Source organism: Kribbella sp. NPDC051620, assembly GCF_044453825.1.
Lineage (GTDB): Bacteria > Actinomycetota > Actinomycetes > Propionibacteriales > Kribbellaceae > Kribbella.
The window spans coordinates 585,307-598,903 of record NZ_JBITDB010000006.1 but is presented as its reverse complement, the minus strand read 5'-3'; the positions used below and the strand labels follow the sequence as shown (position 1 = coordinate 598,903).

Sequence of the window (13,597 nt, the reverse complement as noted above, 5' to 3'; positions counted from 1 at the left end):
GCGGCCACACGCCATGTGGCCGCACCGTACTTTGTGACGTTGTTGTGATCACGCTCTGATTAGGCCAGAGTATGTTCCTGTTGCAGCCGACGGGGGTCGGGTAACTCGGAAGGACAGATGAAAGCCAAGCGCTCCGTCGCGATCCTCGCGGTCAGTGGGATCGTCGTCGTCTCCGTTGTCGCAGGCCTCGACCTCTTCGCCTCTCCAGGCAGCGCCAACGCCTCGGACCCGGTCTCCGGGCGCGCCGAGATGGCCGTGCTGAACAGCGAGCGGGCGCAGGCGGCCAAGTCGCCGAAGCCGAAGGAACTGACCCCGGCCGAGCAGGCCCAGGAAGTCATCCAGCTCCGCAACCAGATCGAGGCCGTCGAGTCGGCCCGCAAGGCCGCGCAGGACCAGTCGGACCTGCGCCAGAAGGCCAAGAACACGGCCATGGCCCGGTACAAGGCGCTCCAGAAGACGCAGCGCAGCTCCAGCGAGGAGCGTGCCAGCCGCGACGCCGAGCGGAAGAAGTTCGAGGGCACGCCGAAGCAGATCGCGAAGAACCTGCTCGCCGACCACGGCTGGAAGGAAAGCCAGTTCGGCTGCCTGGAGAGCCTGTGGAACAAGGAGTCGCGCTGGCGGGTCAACGCCGACAACCCGTCTTCCTCGGCCTACGGCATCCCGCAAGCCCTCCCCGGCAACCGCATGGCGGCCTACGGCTCCGACTGGCGCACCAACCCGGTCACCCAGATCAAGTGGGGCCTGGACTACATCGACAACACGTACGGCTCCCCCTGCAGCGCCTGGGGCCACTCCCAGAACAAGGGCTGGTACTGAGCGCTGAGCTCGGTGCTGGTGCGTTGAGGTAGTCCGTGGGCGAGGTGGCGCGGGCGGTCAGTGAGCGGGGTGAGCTCCTGCTCCGCCGCCGTCCGGACGGGGCGCTGGAACTGCGGGTCAACGGCGTCTTCGTGATGGACGACGTCGAGACGTCCAGCGAGGAGTTGCTGGCGTCGGCGGCGCTGGATGCCGTACTGCGGCCCGCGCGGGTGCTGGTGGGTGGGTTGGGCCTCGGGTACACCGTGCGTGCCCTGTTGGCCGATGCGCGGGTGTCGAATGTGCTGGTGGCTGAGATCGAGCCGGCTGTGGTCGAGTGGATGCGGTCCGGGCTGGTGCCGTCGGTACTCGACGACGCGCGGGTGTCGGTGCTGGTGGGGGATGTGCGCGACGTCGTACTGGCTCAACCGTTGGCGTCTTTGGACGCGGTGTTACTCGATGTGGATAATGGGCCGGACTTCCTTGTCTACAACGAGAATTCGGCGCTCTACGAGAGTGAGTTCCTGGCCGAGTGCCGGCTTCGGCTGGCGCCGGGTGGGGTGTTGACAGTGTGGTCGTCGTCGACGTCTTCAGCCCTGGAGGCGGCGATGCGCGAGGTCTTCGGCGGGTGTGTGGTGCGGCCCGTTCCCGTCGCCCTGCAAGGACGGTCCGAGACGTACTACGTGTATCAGGGTGGCTCCTAGCCTCGACGTACTCTGCAGGTATGGGAGACAACGTGGAATTCAGGATCGAGCACGACACGATGGGCGAGGTCAAGGTGCCGCGCGACGCGTTGTGGCGGGCGCAGACGCAGCGCGCGGTGGAGAACTTCCCGATCTCCGGCCAGCCGCTGGCGCCGGCCCTCGTGCACGCGCTCGCCCAGATCAAGGCGTCGGCCGCGGTGGTGAACGCCGAGCTGGGCGTGGTGGACGGCAAGCTTGCCGACGGCATCGTCGCGGCGGCGGACCGGGTGACGGCGGGCGAGTTCGACGCCGAGTTCCCGATCGACGTGTTCCAGACGGGGTCCGGTACGTCGACCAACATGAACGTGAACGAGGTGCTCGCGACTTTGGCGACGCGAGCGCTGGACGCCGAGGTGCATCCCAACGATCACGTGAACGCGAGCCAGTCGAGTAATGACACCTTCCCGTCGGCGATCCACGTCGCCGCGACGGCCGGGGTCGTGCAGGATCTGTTGCCGGCGCTGGAGCACTTGGCGCAATCGCTGTCCCGTAAGGGATCTGAGTTCGCGTCGGTGGTGAAGTCGGGGCGGACGCACTTGATGGACGCGACGCCGGTGACGCTGGGGCAGGAGTTCAACGGGTATGCGGCGCAGATCAGCCGGGGCGCGGATCGGGTTCGGGCGACGCTGCCGCGGGTGACCGAGTTGCCGCTGGGCGGGACGGCTGTCGGCACGGGCATCAACACGCCGGCCGGTTTCGCGGGGAAGGTGATCGCTGAGCTCAATCGGCGTACCGGGCTGGAGCTGAGTGAGGCGGCCGACCACTTCGAGGCGCAAGGGGCTCGCGACGCGCTGGTGGAGCTGTCGGGGCAGCTGAAGACGATCGCGGTCAGCCTGACGAAGATCTGCAACGACCTGCGCTGGATGGGTTCCGGGCCGCGCGCTGGGCTGGGGGAGATCGCGCTGCCGGATCTGCAACCGGGGTCGAGCATCATGCCGGGCAAGGTCAACCCGGTGATCTGCGAGGCGACGCTGATGGTCGCCGCGCAGGTGATCGGCAACGACACCACCATCACGGTGGCCGGGGCCGGCGGCAACTTCGAGCTGAACGTGATGCTGCCGGTGATCGCGCGCAACCTGCTCGAGTCGATCCAGCTGCTGAGCAACGCGTCTCGCCTGCTGGCGGACCGCTGCGTCGACGGCATCACCGCTCATGTTGAGCATGCCCGCGCGCTGGCCGAGTCGTCGCCGTCGATCGTCACGCCGCTGAACAAGTACATCGGCTATGAGAACGCGGCGGCCGTCGCGAAGAGCGCGCTCAAGCAGGGCAAGTCGATCCGGGAGGTCGTGATCGAGAACGGTCACGTCAGCAACGGCGACCTGACCGAGGAGCAGCTCGACGCCGCCCTCGACGTGCTCTCGATGACCCGGCCGGCCGGGTCGTGACGGCGGGGACGACGACCGGGGTCGAGCTGTACTGGGAGCCCGGCACCAGAATCGAGTGGGTCTACGAAGGTACCGGCCGATTCAGCGACCTGCCGAACGTCCGCCCGATGACGGTGGTCCGCGACGACGAGGACGGCCTGGTCGCCTGGCTCGCACCCGGTACGCCGCTGATCAAGCCCGTCCTGCTCGACGGACGCGACATGCGCCATGCCGGACCGGAGGGCATGTTCACCGAGGACCGCGTCCTCAAGCTCGACATCTGGCACGGCACCGGCATCCTGAAGGTCTCGCCGGCTGGCAAGCCCTGGTCCGTCTGGCACTTCTGGTCCGCCGATGACACCTTCCTCGGCTGGTACGTGAACCTCGAATCCGAACACCACCGCGACCTCGAGGCGAAGCGAACCAGCTGCGAGGACTACGTCCTGGACCTCTGGATCCACCCCGACCGCCGGATCGAGTGGAAAGACGAGGACGAACTGGAAGGCGCCGTCGCCACCGGCCGCTACACCCAGCAACAGGCCGACCGCATCACCGCCGACGCCCACGCCGCGATCAAGGACATCGAGGCATGGACGAGTCCTTTCGCTGACAACTGGAAGGACTGGCGCCCAGATCCTCACCTACGCCTCCCAGAAGCCCCCACCGGCTACGCCGTGACTCACATAGCCAAGGAACTCCTCGGCTGACCGCTGCAGGCCTGTCCCTCCGTCCACCAGCGGGGAAGTGGGTGTGGAGGCGGCTGAGCAACGGGTCGGTCACGGGCGGCGCTTTCTGGCGGTAGCGGGTTTACCGTGAAAAACATGCACACCATCGAACTGAATGACGAGGAGCTCAGGCTGCTGCGATCTGCCCTGCGCTCGTACCTCCAGGCCTTCGGTCACAACGAGGCCGACCTGCTCCGTGCCGCCAAGCACCTGATGATCAAACTCCCCGACCCGGCCACAACCGCCGCCAACGCCAGCTAGCCCACCGCCCCAGCCGGCGGTGGGCCAGCGGCTCAGCTGCGTGGCCGGACGGTCAGCGGGACCGGCTTGCGCGTGTCGGTGAAGAAGTCGTTGCCCTTGTCATCGACCACGACGAAGGCCGGGAAGTCCTCGACCTCGATCTTCCAGACCGCTTCCATCCCGAGTTCGGCGTACTCGATCACCTCGACCGACTTGATGCAGTCCTGCGCCAGCCGGGCGGCCGGTCCGCCGATCGAGCCGAGGTAGAAGCCACCGTGCTCCTTGCAGGCCGCGGTGACCTTGGCCGAGCGGTTGCCCTTGGCAAGCATCACGAAGGAGCCGCCGGCGGCCTGGAACTGGTCGACGTACGCGTCCATCCGGCCGGCCGTCGTCGGGCCGAAAGATCCGGAGGCATAGCCCTCGGGGGTCTTCGCGGGGCCGGCGTAGTACACGGCGTGGTCCTTCAGATACTGGGGCATCGGCTCGCCCGCGTCGAGCCGCTCCTTGATCTTCGCGTGCGCGATGTCGCGGGCGACCACCAGCGGCCCGTTCAGGGACAGCCGCGTCTTCACCGGCAGCTTGGACAGCTCGGTGCGGATCTCCGCCATCGGCCGGTTCAGATCGATCCGTACGACGTCACTGTCGTCGCTCAGGTGCTCATCGGTCGTGTCCGGCAGGAACCGCGCCGGGTCGCGCTCGAGCTGCTCCAGGAAGACGCCCTCGGGGGTGATCTTCGCCAGCGCTTGCCGGTCCGCCGAGCAGGAGACCGCGATCGCGACCGGGCAGGACGCGCCGTGCCGTGGCAGCCGGATCACCCGGACGTCGTGGCAGAAGTACTTGCCGCCGAACTGCGCGCCGATCCCGAACTCCTGGGTCAGCTCGAAGACCTTCTCCTCCAGTTCCACATCGCGGAACCCGTGCCCCAGCGGCGATCCCGTCGTCGGCAGCGCGTCGAGGTAATGCGCCGACGCGTACTTCGCTGTCTTCAGCGCGTACTCCGCGGAGGTGCCGCCGACCACGATCGCCAGGTGGTACGGCGGGCAGGCGGCGGTACCGAGCGAGCGGATCTTCTCGTCCAGGAACTTCATCATCCCGTCCGGGTTGAGCACCGCCTTGGTCTCCTGGAACAGGAACGACTTGTTCGCCGAGCCGCCACCCTTGGCCATGAAGAGGAACTTGTACGCCGGATCGCCACTGCCGCCGGGGGTGGAGTACAGCTCGATCTGGGCCGGCAGGTTCGAGCCGGTGTTCTTCTCGTCCCACATGGTCAGCGGCGCCATCTGCGAGTAGCGCAGGTTGAGCTTGGTGTACGCGTCGTACACGCCCCGGCTGATCCACTCCTCGTCGACCGCGCCGGTGAGCACGCCCTCGGACTTCTTGCCCATCACGATCGCGGTGCCGGTGTCCTGGCACATCGGCAGCACGCCGCCGGCCGAGATGTTCGCGTTCTTCAGCAGGTCGAGCGCGACGAACCGGTCGTTGCCGGACGCCTCCGGGTCGTCGATGATGCGCCGGAGCTGGGTGAGGTGCGCAGTACGGAGGTAGTGCGAGATGTCGTGCATCGCCTCGGCGGTGAGCTGCTGCAGCACCTCGGGCTCCACCTGCAGGAAGGTGCGGCCGCCCGCGCTGAACGTGCTCACTCCCTCGGTGGTGAGGAGCCGGTACTCCGTGTCGTCGGCACCCAGCGGGAGCAGTTCGGAGTAGTTGAAGTCGGCGGACACCGGGCGTACCTCCAGGGCAAGTGGTCTCAGAACCCCATAAGCGTAGTTCCGGGCCGGCGAACCCGCGCCGACGGGCCGGTACAGCGGCTGCTCAGGGTGTGCTCAGGGTGGATTCGGGGATCTGACTTATCCGCGGGGAACCGGTGCCGCGCGTAGAGTTTTGGTGTGGCCGACAATGAGTTCTCCCAGCCGAACCGCCCGCAGGACACGCCTCGCCAGGACAGCGTGGCCGCCCCGAGCGCTGACGAGCTGGCGCTGCGCAGACGCGTGTCGGATCTCGAGCGGGAAGAGGTCGCCGACGTACTGCGGGAGGCCGCGGGCGAGGGCCGGCTGAGCTACACCGAGCTCGAGGACCGGCTGGAGACGTTGTACTCCGCCAAGACGTACGGCGAGCTGGTCGAGATCGCCTCCGATCTCCCCAACGGTCCGACCCTCGCTGCGGGCGCGGCCGCTATCGCGCCGGTCAGCCATGCCAGCCCCGGTCCTGGGATGACGGTGCACGCCCCGGTCATCAACGTCTTCCTGTCCGACCAGAAGCGCATCGGCAACTGGATCGCGCCTCAGCGCCAGGAGGTCAACGCGGTCCTCGGCGACGTCACGCTGGACTACACCGAGGCGCAGGTCCCGTACAACGAGATCTACATCGACGTGAAGTCGATCCTCGCCGACGTGAAGATCCGGGTACCCCGCAACGCGATCGTCCACCTCGACAGCAACCCGATCCTCGGCTCGGTCTCCGAGCAGGATTCGGTCCTCGGCGCCGTCGAGGAACCACCGTCGGCCCCCAAGATCTTCCACATCCGCGGCACCGCCATCCTCGGCGAAATCAAGATCAAACGAGGCCCCCGCCTCACCAAACGCCTCGGCCTGACCTGATCTCCCGGCCGGTTGAGCTTGGACTGGGTCAGCCGGTGGTGGGGTGGGTTTGGTTGGCGTGGAGGGTTCGTAGCCAGGCGGCCAGTTTCATCAGGTCCGCGGCGAATTCGTGGTTGATGGCCAGGGCTCGGGAGCCGTGGCGGTCGGTGGGCTGGAGTTGGATGCTGCGGAGGCCGGGGGCGAAGGAGGCGACGGGTGGGTCGTCGATGCGGGCGATCTCGTGCCAGGGGACGAACCGCCCGCGTTTGCCGAGTTGGACGCCGGCACGGTTGACGGTCAGTACCGGGCGGCGGGTGACAAGTTGCCAGGCGGTGATCGCCAGGAAGTAGACGAAGGCGCCTAATGAGGTGATTCGTAGTACGGCGACCACGCCGGTCATGTCGTCGGCGCGGATGTGGGCGATCAGCGACCAGAGGGAGTTGCTGAAGAAGAAGGCCGCGACCGCCGCGCGGACCCAGAGGCGGTTGCGGCGTTGAGGGAAGATCACCTGGCCGGTGGATTCGAGTTCGGCCGACCAGGTGTCCGCGGTACTCAAGCCGTCAGCCCCAGGTCGCGGTGTGTTCGGCCGCGGTTGGCGGGTCGGCGCCGTGGCGGGTGCAGGTGATCGCGGCCGCCTTGACCGCGTAGTCGACGACGTCGTGGAGGGTTTGCTCGTCCAGGCCTTCGAGGCGTACGTCGCCCAGCAGGCCGCGTGCTTGCAGGCCGGCGATCAGCGCGGACATGAACGAGTCGCCCGCGCCCACCGTGTCGACCACCTTGATGGCCGGTGCGCTCACCTCGACCCGCGCGCCCCGGCTGATTCCGATCGCGCCCTCGCCGCCGCGGGTGATCACGACGCACTTGGTCCGGTCAATCGACAGCAGTTCGGCCGCGATCTCGTCGGGCGACATCCCGGGTCGCAGGAACTCGCAGTCCTCGTCGCTCAGCTTCACCAGATCAGCCGACGCCGCCAGCACCCGTACCGCCGCCCAGGTGCTCTCCGCGTCGGGCGTGATCGTCGGGCGCGCGTTCGGATCGAGCGTCACCGTGACGGGCTGATCGGCCAGCGAGGCGAGGAACGTCCGGATCGCCGCCGCGCCCGGCTCGAGCACCGTCGCGATCGAGCCGGTATGCACGGCAGGGCAGCCGCGTCGCAGCGACAGCGCCGGCGGCTCCCAGGCGATGTCGAACCGGTACGACGCAACGCCTGCGGCGTCGAGCGTGGCCGTCGCAGTACTGGTCCGGAACGTCGGGTCGACCGAGCCAGGGGAGAGCTGGACCCCGTTGCCGAACAGATGAGCGCCGAGCTGATCGCCGTACGGGTCGGTGCCGAAGCGGGTGACGAGTTCGGTCGGCAACCCGAGTCGCGCCAGCCCCACCGCCACGTTGGCCGGCGACCCGCCGGGCGTCGCCTTCGACCCGTTCTTGCCGTTCCGCCCGGACCCGTTCCCGTTCCCGCTCGAGACGATGTCGACCAGCGCCTCACCAATGACGAGTACCGGAGTGGTCATCGGGCCTCCCGGACCGGACTGAGGAGCGAAGCGACGAGGGAAGGCCGGGAGGTCAACCCCGATGACCCGGGCGCCGGGGGCGCGTACAACAGCACCGTCATCGGGCGTGCTCGAAGTCGATCGCGGAGTAGGCGCGCAGCTTGGACAGCTGGTGCTCGCTCTCGATGCTGCGGATCGTGCCGCTGCGTGAGCGCATCACCAGCGAGTGGGTGCGCGCGATCGAGCTGCGGTATCGGACGCCGCGGAGCAGTTCGCCGTCGGTGATGCCGGTCGCGACGAAGAAGCAGTCGTCACCGCTGACCAGGTCGTCCGTGGACAGCACCCGGTCGAGGTCGTGGCCCGCGTCCAGTGCCTTCTGCCTTTCCTCGTCGTCCTTCGGCCAGAGCCGGCCCTGGATCATCCCGCCCATGCACTTCATCGCACAGGCCGCGATGATGCCTTCCGGCGTACCGCCGATGCCGATCAGCATGTCCAGGCCGGTGTCCGGCCGCGCGGCCTCGACGGCGCCCGCGACGTCACCGTCGCTGATGAACTTGATCCGCGCCCCGGTCGCCCGGATCTGCGTGGCGAGCTCGTCGTGCCGCGGCCGGTCGAGCAGTACGACGGTGACGTCGTCGACCGGCGAGCCCTTCGCCTTTGCGACCCGGCGGATGTTCTCGGCGACGGGCAGCCGGATGTCGACCACGTCGGCGGCCTCCGGGCCGACCACGAGCTTCTCCATGTAGAAAACGGCCGACGGGTCGTACATCGTGTTGCGCGGCGCCACCGCCATCACGGCGATCCCGTTCGCCATCCCCTTGGCGACCAGCGTCGTACCGTCGACCGGGTCGACCGCGACGTCGCACTCCGGGCCCTCGCCCGAGCCGACCTGCTCGCCGTTGTAGAGCATCGGGGCGTTGTCCTTCTCGCCCTCGCCGATCACCACCACGCCGTTCATCCCGACCGTGCCGATCAGGGTCCGCATCGCGTTCACGGCCGCGCCGTCGGCGCCGTTCTTGTCACCCCGGCCGACCCACCGGCCCGCGGCCATCGCGGCCGCCTCGGTGACCCGGACCAGCTCCAGGGCCAGGTTGCGGTCGGGGGCGTGCTCGTCGACCTCGAGATGGGCAGGGGGCGTGGACGGGTCGTTCATGCCACGGATCGTAGCCAACGACCGGTGTCGGCGAGTTGGCGGTCTCGGGGGACACTGGTGGCATGAGTTCGACGAGTGAAGGGCCGACCCGGGAGCAGGCACTGGCCCAGGCGGAGAAGGCCAGGGCGCGCGAGGAGGCGCTGGCCTACCGTGCGCAGAACAAGATCGACCGGGCCAAGGCGCGGACGCTGACCAACATGTTCTGGGCGCTGCTGGCCTGCTTCATCGTGGTGGCGTTCCTGATGATCGTCACCTGGCGGCCGAAGACGGAGAAGGTCCGCGAGGTCGAGTACACCGCGCAGCTGGCCGACGCCCGCAAGGCCGCCTCCTGGATCCGCGGGCCGGAGCCGATGCCGGCCGGCTGGAAGGCGACCAGCGTCGAATTCCGGGCGCCGCAGCAAAGCCCGATCAGCTGGCACCTCGGAATTGTCACCGACCAGAAGAAATACGTCGGGCTGGAGCAGTCCAACGTGACCAGCAAAGGGTTTCCGGCGGACAAACTCGGCCGGACCGCCGACGACGGCACCTCGACCGTGGACGGCGTCGTCTGGCAGCGCAAGACGCTGACCGACCGGGAGGGCGAGCAGGCCCTGCTGCTGGTCGGCTCCGGGGTCACCACGATCGTCACCGGAAATGCCGGATATCAAGCACTTGAAACGTTTGCCGCCACCTTGAAGTGAATTCGCCGGGGTTATTCAGCCGTTGACACGGCGTTGCCCCGCGTTGTGCAATCGTCGGATTGGCGCCGGCGAAGGGACCTGGGATGAGTTCGTTGTGCCAGGTCGAGGGGTGAGGCCGCCGTGTTCGTCACCGGTCTGGTGCTCGCCGCCGAAGGGTCGCCGCGGCTCGGCGTACCCAAGCAACTGCTCGCGTACCAGGGTGAGACGCTGCTCGGCGCGTCGCTGGAGACGGCGCGGGAGTGTGGTTTCGACCAGCTGATCGTGACGCTGGGGACTGCTTCGGAGCAGGTACGCGAGCGGGTCGATCTGGACGGCGCGCGGGTGGTCGAGTCGCCGCATGCCGACACCGGCAGCTCGTCGATCGTGCCCGCGCTGGACGTGGTGGACCGGCGTACCGACGGACTGGTGATCATGCTCGGTGATCAACCCGGAGTGACCTCGGCCACTGTCTGGTCGCTGGTCGCGGAGGTGGCCGGGCCGTCGACGCCGATCGGGGTGAGCCGGTACGAGAACGGCCGCGGCAATCCGTGCTGGTTCGGGCGGGAGCTGTTCGGCGAGCTGCGGCAGTTGCGCAACGACCAGGACATCTGGTCGGTGATCGGCACCGGCAGCCACCCGGTCACCGATGTCGATGCCGTCGGCAACATTCCGCTGCGGGTGGACAGCTGGGACGACTACCAGTCCCTCGTCGCCCAACCCGACACCCTCGGCGTCGACCCCCCAGTCGTCCCACCCGCCGCCGTCCCCACCCGAGGCCGAATCACCCGCCGCACCCTCCGCCGCCGCCGCGTCTAGTCGGCGCCGGCCAGGCGGAGGCCTACTACACCCACCACGATGAGCGTGATGGAGGCGAGGCGGGCCGGGGTTAGTGGTTCGTTGAAGAAGAGGACGCCTAGGGTGACGACGCCGAGTGAGCCGAGGCCTGTCCAGACGGCGTAGGCGGTGCCCACCGGTAGCCGGTCGAGGGTTTTCGAGAGCAGGACGACCGAGATGATGCCGAAGATGAGTACGCCGGCAGTCGGCCAGAAGCGGCTGAACCCGTCGCTCGGTTTCAGGCTCACCGCGAAGGCGATCTCGAACGCGGCCGCCACGATCAGTACGAGCCAGGCCATCAGGCCGCCAGCGACCCGCGCTGGTGCCGCAGGGTGACGGTCGCGACCCGGGCGCCGAGAGCCGCCGCCGTACGGAGGTCGGTCTCCGGCGGCGCCTTCTCCGCGGACAGGTCGGCGTCGGACTGCGCCATCGCGCCCAGCCAACTGCCGAGCCGGTTCAGATCCTCGATGCTCGCGGTCGACTCGGCCCAGCCCGGGTAGATGTCCAGGCCGACCCAGATCATCCCGTGCTGCGCGGCGAACACGGCGAGGTCGACGATGCTGTTCAGCTTGTCGCCCGACATCGCCTTCGAGTTGGTGAAGCCGGCCGCGATCTTGTCCCGCCAGCCCAGGTCGGCGGCCCAGACCTTCACGCTGGCCTCGGCGAACGCCTTGAAGACGGCGCTCGGGCTGCCCATGTACGTCGGCGTACCGAAGATGATCGCGTCGGCGGCGTCGAGCCGCTCCCACACCTCATCGGTCAGTTCGTCCAGCGATACCAGGTCAGCGACAGCTCCCGGTACTTCGGCAGCGCCCGCCGCGACGGCTTGCGCCTGCCTCGCGGTGTGGCCGTTGCCCGAGTGGTACGCGACCGCGATCCGGGCGGTGGTGTTGCTCATGGTGCTTCCTCCAAGGTCTTGAGCGGACTACAGTCCGTCTTATGAACGACGATAGCGGACCACGGTCCGTTTCACAACGGAGTCTGCCGGTCCTGGGGGAACCACGCCCGGAGCGGGCCGACGCCCGGCGCAACCGGCTGAAGGTGCTGGAGGCGGCGGAGCGACTGTTCGCCGAGCACGGCGTGAAGAACGTGTCGGTGGACGCGATCGCGATCGAGGCGGGGGTCGGCAAGGGCACCGTCTTCCGGCGCTTCGGCGACCGGGCCGGGCTGGCGGTCGCGCTGCTCGACGAGCGGGAGGTCGAGCTGCAGGGCAAGCTGTTGAGCGGTCCGCCGCCGCTCGGGCCGGGGGCGCCGGCCGTCGAGCGGGTGACCGCGTTCCTGACGGCGTACACGGAGCTGCTGGATCGGCATGTCGAGCTGTTCGCCGACAGCGAGAACGCGTCAGACGGCGCCCGGTACCGGATCGGTTCGTACCGGTTGTGGCACCGGCATGTCGCGATGCTGGTGGAGGAAGCGCGGCCGGACTTCGACGCCGACTACACGGCGCACTTCATCCTCGCGCCGCTCGCCGCCGACCTCCATCAGGCGCTGCGTGAAGAAGGCTTCGACCTCGCCCGCATGCAGGCAGGTCTGGTGGCTGCGACTACCGCGTTGCTGACCGCTTAATTGGCCTTCTCTTCGTGGGCGGCTTGTGCCTCGGCGAGGCGTTTGCGGGCGCCGTCGAGCCATTGCTGGCAGGTGGTGGCGAGGGTTTCGCCGCGTTCCCACAGCGCCAGGGACTCTTCGAGCGTGGTGCCGCCGGCTTCCAGTTTGCGGACCACCTCCACCAGTTCCTCGCGGGCCTGCTCGTAGGAGAGCTCGGGGCGGGCTGCCGGCTCGGCGTTCTTGGTCATTTGCTTTCCTTTACCTCTACGTCGAAGCGGCCGTCGCTGACCCGGGCGTTGAGGACATCGCCGGCCGATACCTGGGCGATCTCCCGTACTGCGGTGCCGTCGGCCAGTTGGAGCACGGAGTAGCCGCGCTCGAGAGTTGCCTTGGGGGACAGGGCCCGTACGCTCGCCAGGCGGTGAGCCAGGTCGTCGCCGGCGCGGTCCAGGCGATGCGTGAGCGTGCGGCGGCTGCGGTCGACCAGGGCGGCGATCTCATCGGCGCGGCGTTGCAGATCTGTCGTCGGCGCGGCCAGCGACGGGCGACTGCGGATGGCGGCCAGCGCGTGGGTCTCGCGGTCGAGCCAGCCACGGATGGCCCGGAGACCGCGCTCGCGCAGGAGCCGTACGCCGTCGAGCTCTTCCCGTACGTCCGGCACGATCCGTTTGGCGGCGTCGGTCGGGGTCGACGCGCGGAGGTCGGCGACCAGGTCGAGCAGCGGCGAGTCGGGCTCATGGCCGATGGCGCTGACGATCGGAGTACTGGCCTGGGAGACCGCCCGGATCAGCCCCTCGTCGGAGAACGGCAGCAGGTCCTCGAGCGAGCCGCCGCCGCGGGCGATCACGATCACCTCGACCGACTCGTCGCCGTCGAGCTTGCGAAGCGCGTTCATCACCTCGCCGGCCGCGGCCGGACCCTGGACCGACGCGTACTCGATCCGGAAGGCGACCGCCGGCCAGCGGCGCTTCGCGTTCTCCAGCACGTCGCGCTCCGCGGCCGAGTCGCGGCCGCAGATCAGCCCGATCGTGTGCGGCAGGAACGGCAGCTTCTTCTTCCGGTACGCCTCGAAGAGCCCTTCGGCGGCGAGCAACTGCTTCAGCCGCTCGATCCGGGCGAGCAGCTCGCCGATGCCGACGTGCCGGATCTCGCTGACCGCGAGCGCGAGGGTGCCGCGCCGGGCGAAGAAGTTGGGCTTGGCGTTCACCACCACGCGGGAGCCATCGGTGACGGGCGGATCGACCGCCTCGAAGACGCGCCGGTTGCAGGTGAAGCGCAGCGAGATGTCGGCATCGGTGTCGCGCAGGGTGCCGAACACGGTCGTCGTCCCGCGCCCGATCGAGACGTCGGTCAGCTGCCCCTCGACCCAGACGGCGCCGAGCTGGTTGATCCAGCCGGCAATGCCGTTCGCGATCGTGCGAACGGCTGCAGGCGCTTCCGGCGAGGTCTCCAATGCCACCCGGCGACTCTACGGTG

General features: G+C 68.6%; 17 protein-coding genes. 9 read left to right on the top strand and 8 right to left on the bottom strand.

All coding sequences use genetic code 11. The features are described 5' to 3' along the window. Positions 1 to 117 precede the first annotated feature (117 nt). The 5 genes from ACIA12_RS32505 (at position 118) to ACIA12_RS32485 (ending at position 3,885) form a co-directional block, all read left to right on the top strand. Positions 118 to 816 carry a hypothetical protein gene (locus ACIA12_RS32505; protein ID WP_396371035.1) on the top strand — a complete coding sequence of 233 codons (699 nt, stop codon included), beginning with the start codon at positions 118 to 120 and terminating at the stop codon, positions 814 to 816. A gap of 35 nt (positions 817 to 851) precedes the next feature. Beyond that, positions 852 to 1,496, top strand: coding sequence for a spermidine synthase (locus ACIA12_RS32500; protein WP_396371034.1), 645 nt, complete (start codon positions 852 to 854; stop codon positions 1,494 to 1,496). Between the two features lie 20 nt (positions 1,497 to 1,516). Then, entirely contained in the window at positions 1,517 to 2,920 is a 1,404-nt protein-coding gene (locus ACIA12_RS32495) for a class II fumarate hydratase (RefSeq protein ID WP_396371033.1), read from the top strand. Then, complete coding sequence (locus ACIA12_RS32490; RefSeq protein ID WP_396371032.1) at positions 2,917 to 3,606, top strand: DUF402 domain-containing protein; 690 nt, start codon at positions 2,917 to 2,919, stop codon at positions 3,604 to 3,606. Before ACIA12_RS32495 ends, ACIA12_RS32490 begins: the two co-directional genes overlap by 4 nt. Before the next feature lie 114 nt (positions 3,607 to 3,720). After that, entirely contained in the window at positions 3,721 to 3,885 is a 165-nt protein-coding gene (locus ACIA12_RS32485; protein WP_328328179.1) for a hypothetical protein, read from the top strand. A gap of 32 nt (positions 3,886 to 3,917) precedes the next feature. On the opposite strand, the gene ACIA12_RS32480 is transcribed toward ACIA12_RS32485, so the two are convergent. Further along, the gene (locus tag ACIA12_RS32480) at positions 3,918 to 5,585 is read right to left on the bottom strand and encodes a fumarate hydratase (protein ID WP_396371031.1); all 1,668 of its coding nucleotides are present in this window, start codon (positions 5,583 to 5,585) and stop codon (positions 3,918 to 3,920) included. A 165-nt stretch (positions 5,586 to 5,750) separates the two neighbouring features. Here ACIA12_RS32480 and ACIA12_RS32475 point away from each other — a divergent pair, with 165 nt between their 5' ends. Further along, a complete protein-coding gene (locus ACIA12_RS32475) occupies positions 5,751 to 6,461 on the top strand; it encodes a DUF1707 domain-containing protein (RefSeq protein WP_396371030.1) in 711 nt (236 codons plus the stop codon). A gap of 28 nt (positions 6,462 to 6,489) precedes the next feature. Here the strand turns inward: ACIA12_RS32475 and ACIA12_RS32470 are convergent, their stop codons facing one another. From ACIA12_RS32470 to glpX, 3 genes are all read right to left on the bottom strand, one after another. Then, complete coding sequence (locus tag ACIA12_RS32470) at positions 6,490 to 6,996, bottom strand: hypothetical protein (RefSeq protein ID WP_396371029.1); 507 nt, start codon at positions 6,994 to 6,996, stop codon at positions 6,490 to 6,492. Between the two features lie 4 nt (positions 6,997 to 7,000). Beyond that, the gene (locus ACIA12_RS32465; RefSeq protein WP_396371028.1) at positions 7,001 to 7,951 is read right to left on the bottom strand and encodes a carbohydrate kinase; all 951 of its coding nucleotides are present in this window, start codon (positions 7,949 to 7,951) and stop codon (positions 7,001 to 7,003) included. A gap of 97 nt (positions 7,952 to 8,048) precedes the next feature. Continuing rightward, positions 8,049 to 9,083, bottom strand: coding sequence for a class II fructose-bisphosphatase (gene glpX / locus ACIA12_RS32460; protein ID WP_396371027.1), 1,035 nt, complete (start codon positions 9,081 to 9,083; stop codon positions 8,049 to 8,051). 62 nt (positions 9,084 to 9,145) lie between these two features. Between glpX and ACIA12_RS32455 the strand changes: the two genes are divergently transcribed. Both ACIA12_RS32455 and ACIA12_RS32450 read left to right on the top strand, forming a co-directional pair. Next, a complete protein-coding gene (locus ACIA12_RS32455) occupies positions 9,146 to 9,763 on the top strand; it encodes a DUF4245 domain-containing protein (protein ID WP_396371026.1) in 618 nt (205 codons plus the stop codon). Positions 9,764 to 9,883: 120 nt separating this feature from the next. Then, positions 9,884 to 10,558: an NTP transferase domain-containing protein gene (locus tag ACIA12_RS32450; protein ID WP_396371025.1), complete on the top strand. Its 675-nt coding sequence runs from the start codon at positions 9,884 to 9,886 to the stop codon at positions 10,556 to 10,558. Here ACIA12_RS32450 and ACIA12_RS32445 read toward each other — a convergent pair. Together ACIA12_RS32445 and ACIA12_RS32440 are read right to left on the bottom strand one after the other, a co-directional pair. Beyond that, positions 10,555 to 10,875: a DMT family transporter gene (locus tag ACIA12_RS32445; RefSeq protein WP_396371024.1), complete on the bottom strand. Its 321-nt coding sequence runs from the start codon at positions 10,873 to 10,875 to the stop codon at positions 10,555 to 10,557. The two genes, ACIA12_RS32450 and ACIA12_RS32445, sit on opposite strands and share 4 nt — an antisense overlap. Next, complete coding sequence (locus ACIA12_RS32440) at positions 10,875 to 11,474, bottom strand: flavodoxin family protein (protein WP_396371022.1); 600 nt, start codon at positions 11,472 to 11,474, stop codon at positions 10,875 to 10,877. Before ACIA12_RS32440 ends, ACIA12_RS32445 begins: the two co-directional genes overlap by 1 nt. Positions 11,475 to 11,515: 41 nt before the next feature. On the opposite strand from ACIA12_RS32440, the gene ACIA12_RS32435 reads away from it, so the two are divergent. Continuing rightward, entirely contained in the window at positions 11,516 to 12,142 is a 627-nt protein-coding gene (locus tag ACIA12_RS32435; protein ID WP_396371021.1) for a TetR/AcrR family transcriptional regulator, read from the top strand. Here the strand turns inward: ACIA12_RS32435 and ACIA12_RS32430 are convergent. Beyond that, positions 12,139 to 12,369, bottom strand: coding sequence for an exodeoxyribonuclease VII small subunit (locus ACIA12_RS32430; protein WP_396371020.1), 231 nt, complete (start codon positions 12,367 to 12,369; stop codon positions 12,139 to 12,141). The genes ACIA12_RS32435 and ACIA12_RS32430 overlap by 4 nt on opposite strands. Beyond that, positions 12,366 to 13,580, bottom strand: a complete 1,215-nt coding sequence (xseA, locus tag ACIA12_RS32425; RefSeq protein ID WP_396371019.1) for an exodeoxyribonuclease VII large subunit — start codon at positions 13,578 to 13,580, stop codon at positions 12,366 to 12,368. The genes ACIA12_RS32430 and xseA overlap by 4 nt, the downstream gene beginning before the upstream one ends. Positions 13,581 to 13,597: the final 17 nt, after the last annotated feature.

Coding starts and splice junctions, on each gene's coding strand:
- ACIA12_RS32505 (WP_396371035.1), top strand. CDS start 118: ATGAAAGCCAAGCGCTCCGTCGCGATCCTCGCGGTCAGTGGGATCGTC.
- ACIA12_RS32495 (WP_396371033.1), top strand. CDS start 1,517: ATGGGAGACAACGTGGAATTCAGGATCGAGCACGACACGATGGGCGAG.
- ACIA12_RS32485 (WP_328328179.1), top strand. CDS start 3,721: ATGCACACCATCGAACTGAATGACGAGGAGCTCAGGCTGCTGCGATCT.
- ACIA12_RS32465 (WP_396371028.1), bottom strand. CDS start 7,951: ATGACCACTCCGGTACTCGTCATTGGTGAGGCGCTGGTCGACATCGTC.
- glpX (WP_396371027.1), bottom strand. CDS start 9,083: ATGAACGACCCGTCCACGCCCCCTGCCCATCTCGAGGTCGACGAGCAC.
- ACIA12_RS32455 (WP_396371026.1), top strand. CDS start 9,146: ATGAGTTCGACGAGTGAAGGGCCGACCCGGGAGCAGGCACTGGCCCAG.
- ACIA12_RS32445 (WP_396371024.1), bottom strand. CDS start 10,875: ATGGCCTGGCTCGTACTGATCGTGGCGGCCGCGTTCGAGATCGCCTTC.
- ACIA12_RS32440 (WP_396371022.1), bottom strand. CDS start 11,474: ATGAGCAACACCACCGCCCGGATCGCGGTCGCGTACCACTCGGGCAAC.
- ACIA12_RS32435 (WP_396371021.1), top strand. CDS start 11,516: ATGAACGACGATAGCGGACCACGGTCCGTTTCACAACGGAGTCTGCCG.
- ACIA12_RS32430 (WP_396371020.1), bottom strand. CDS start 12,369: ATGACCAAGAACGCCGAGCCGGCAGCCCGCCCCGAGCTCTCCTACGAG.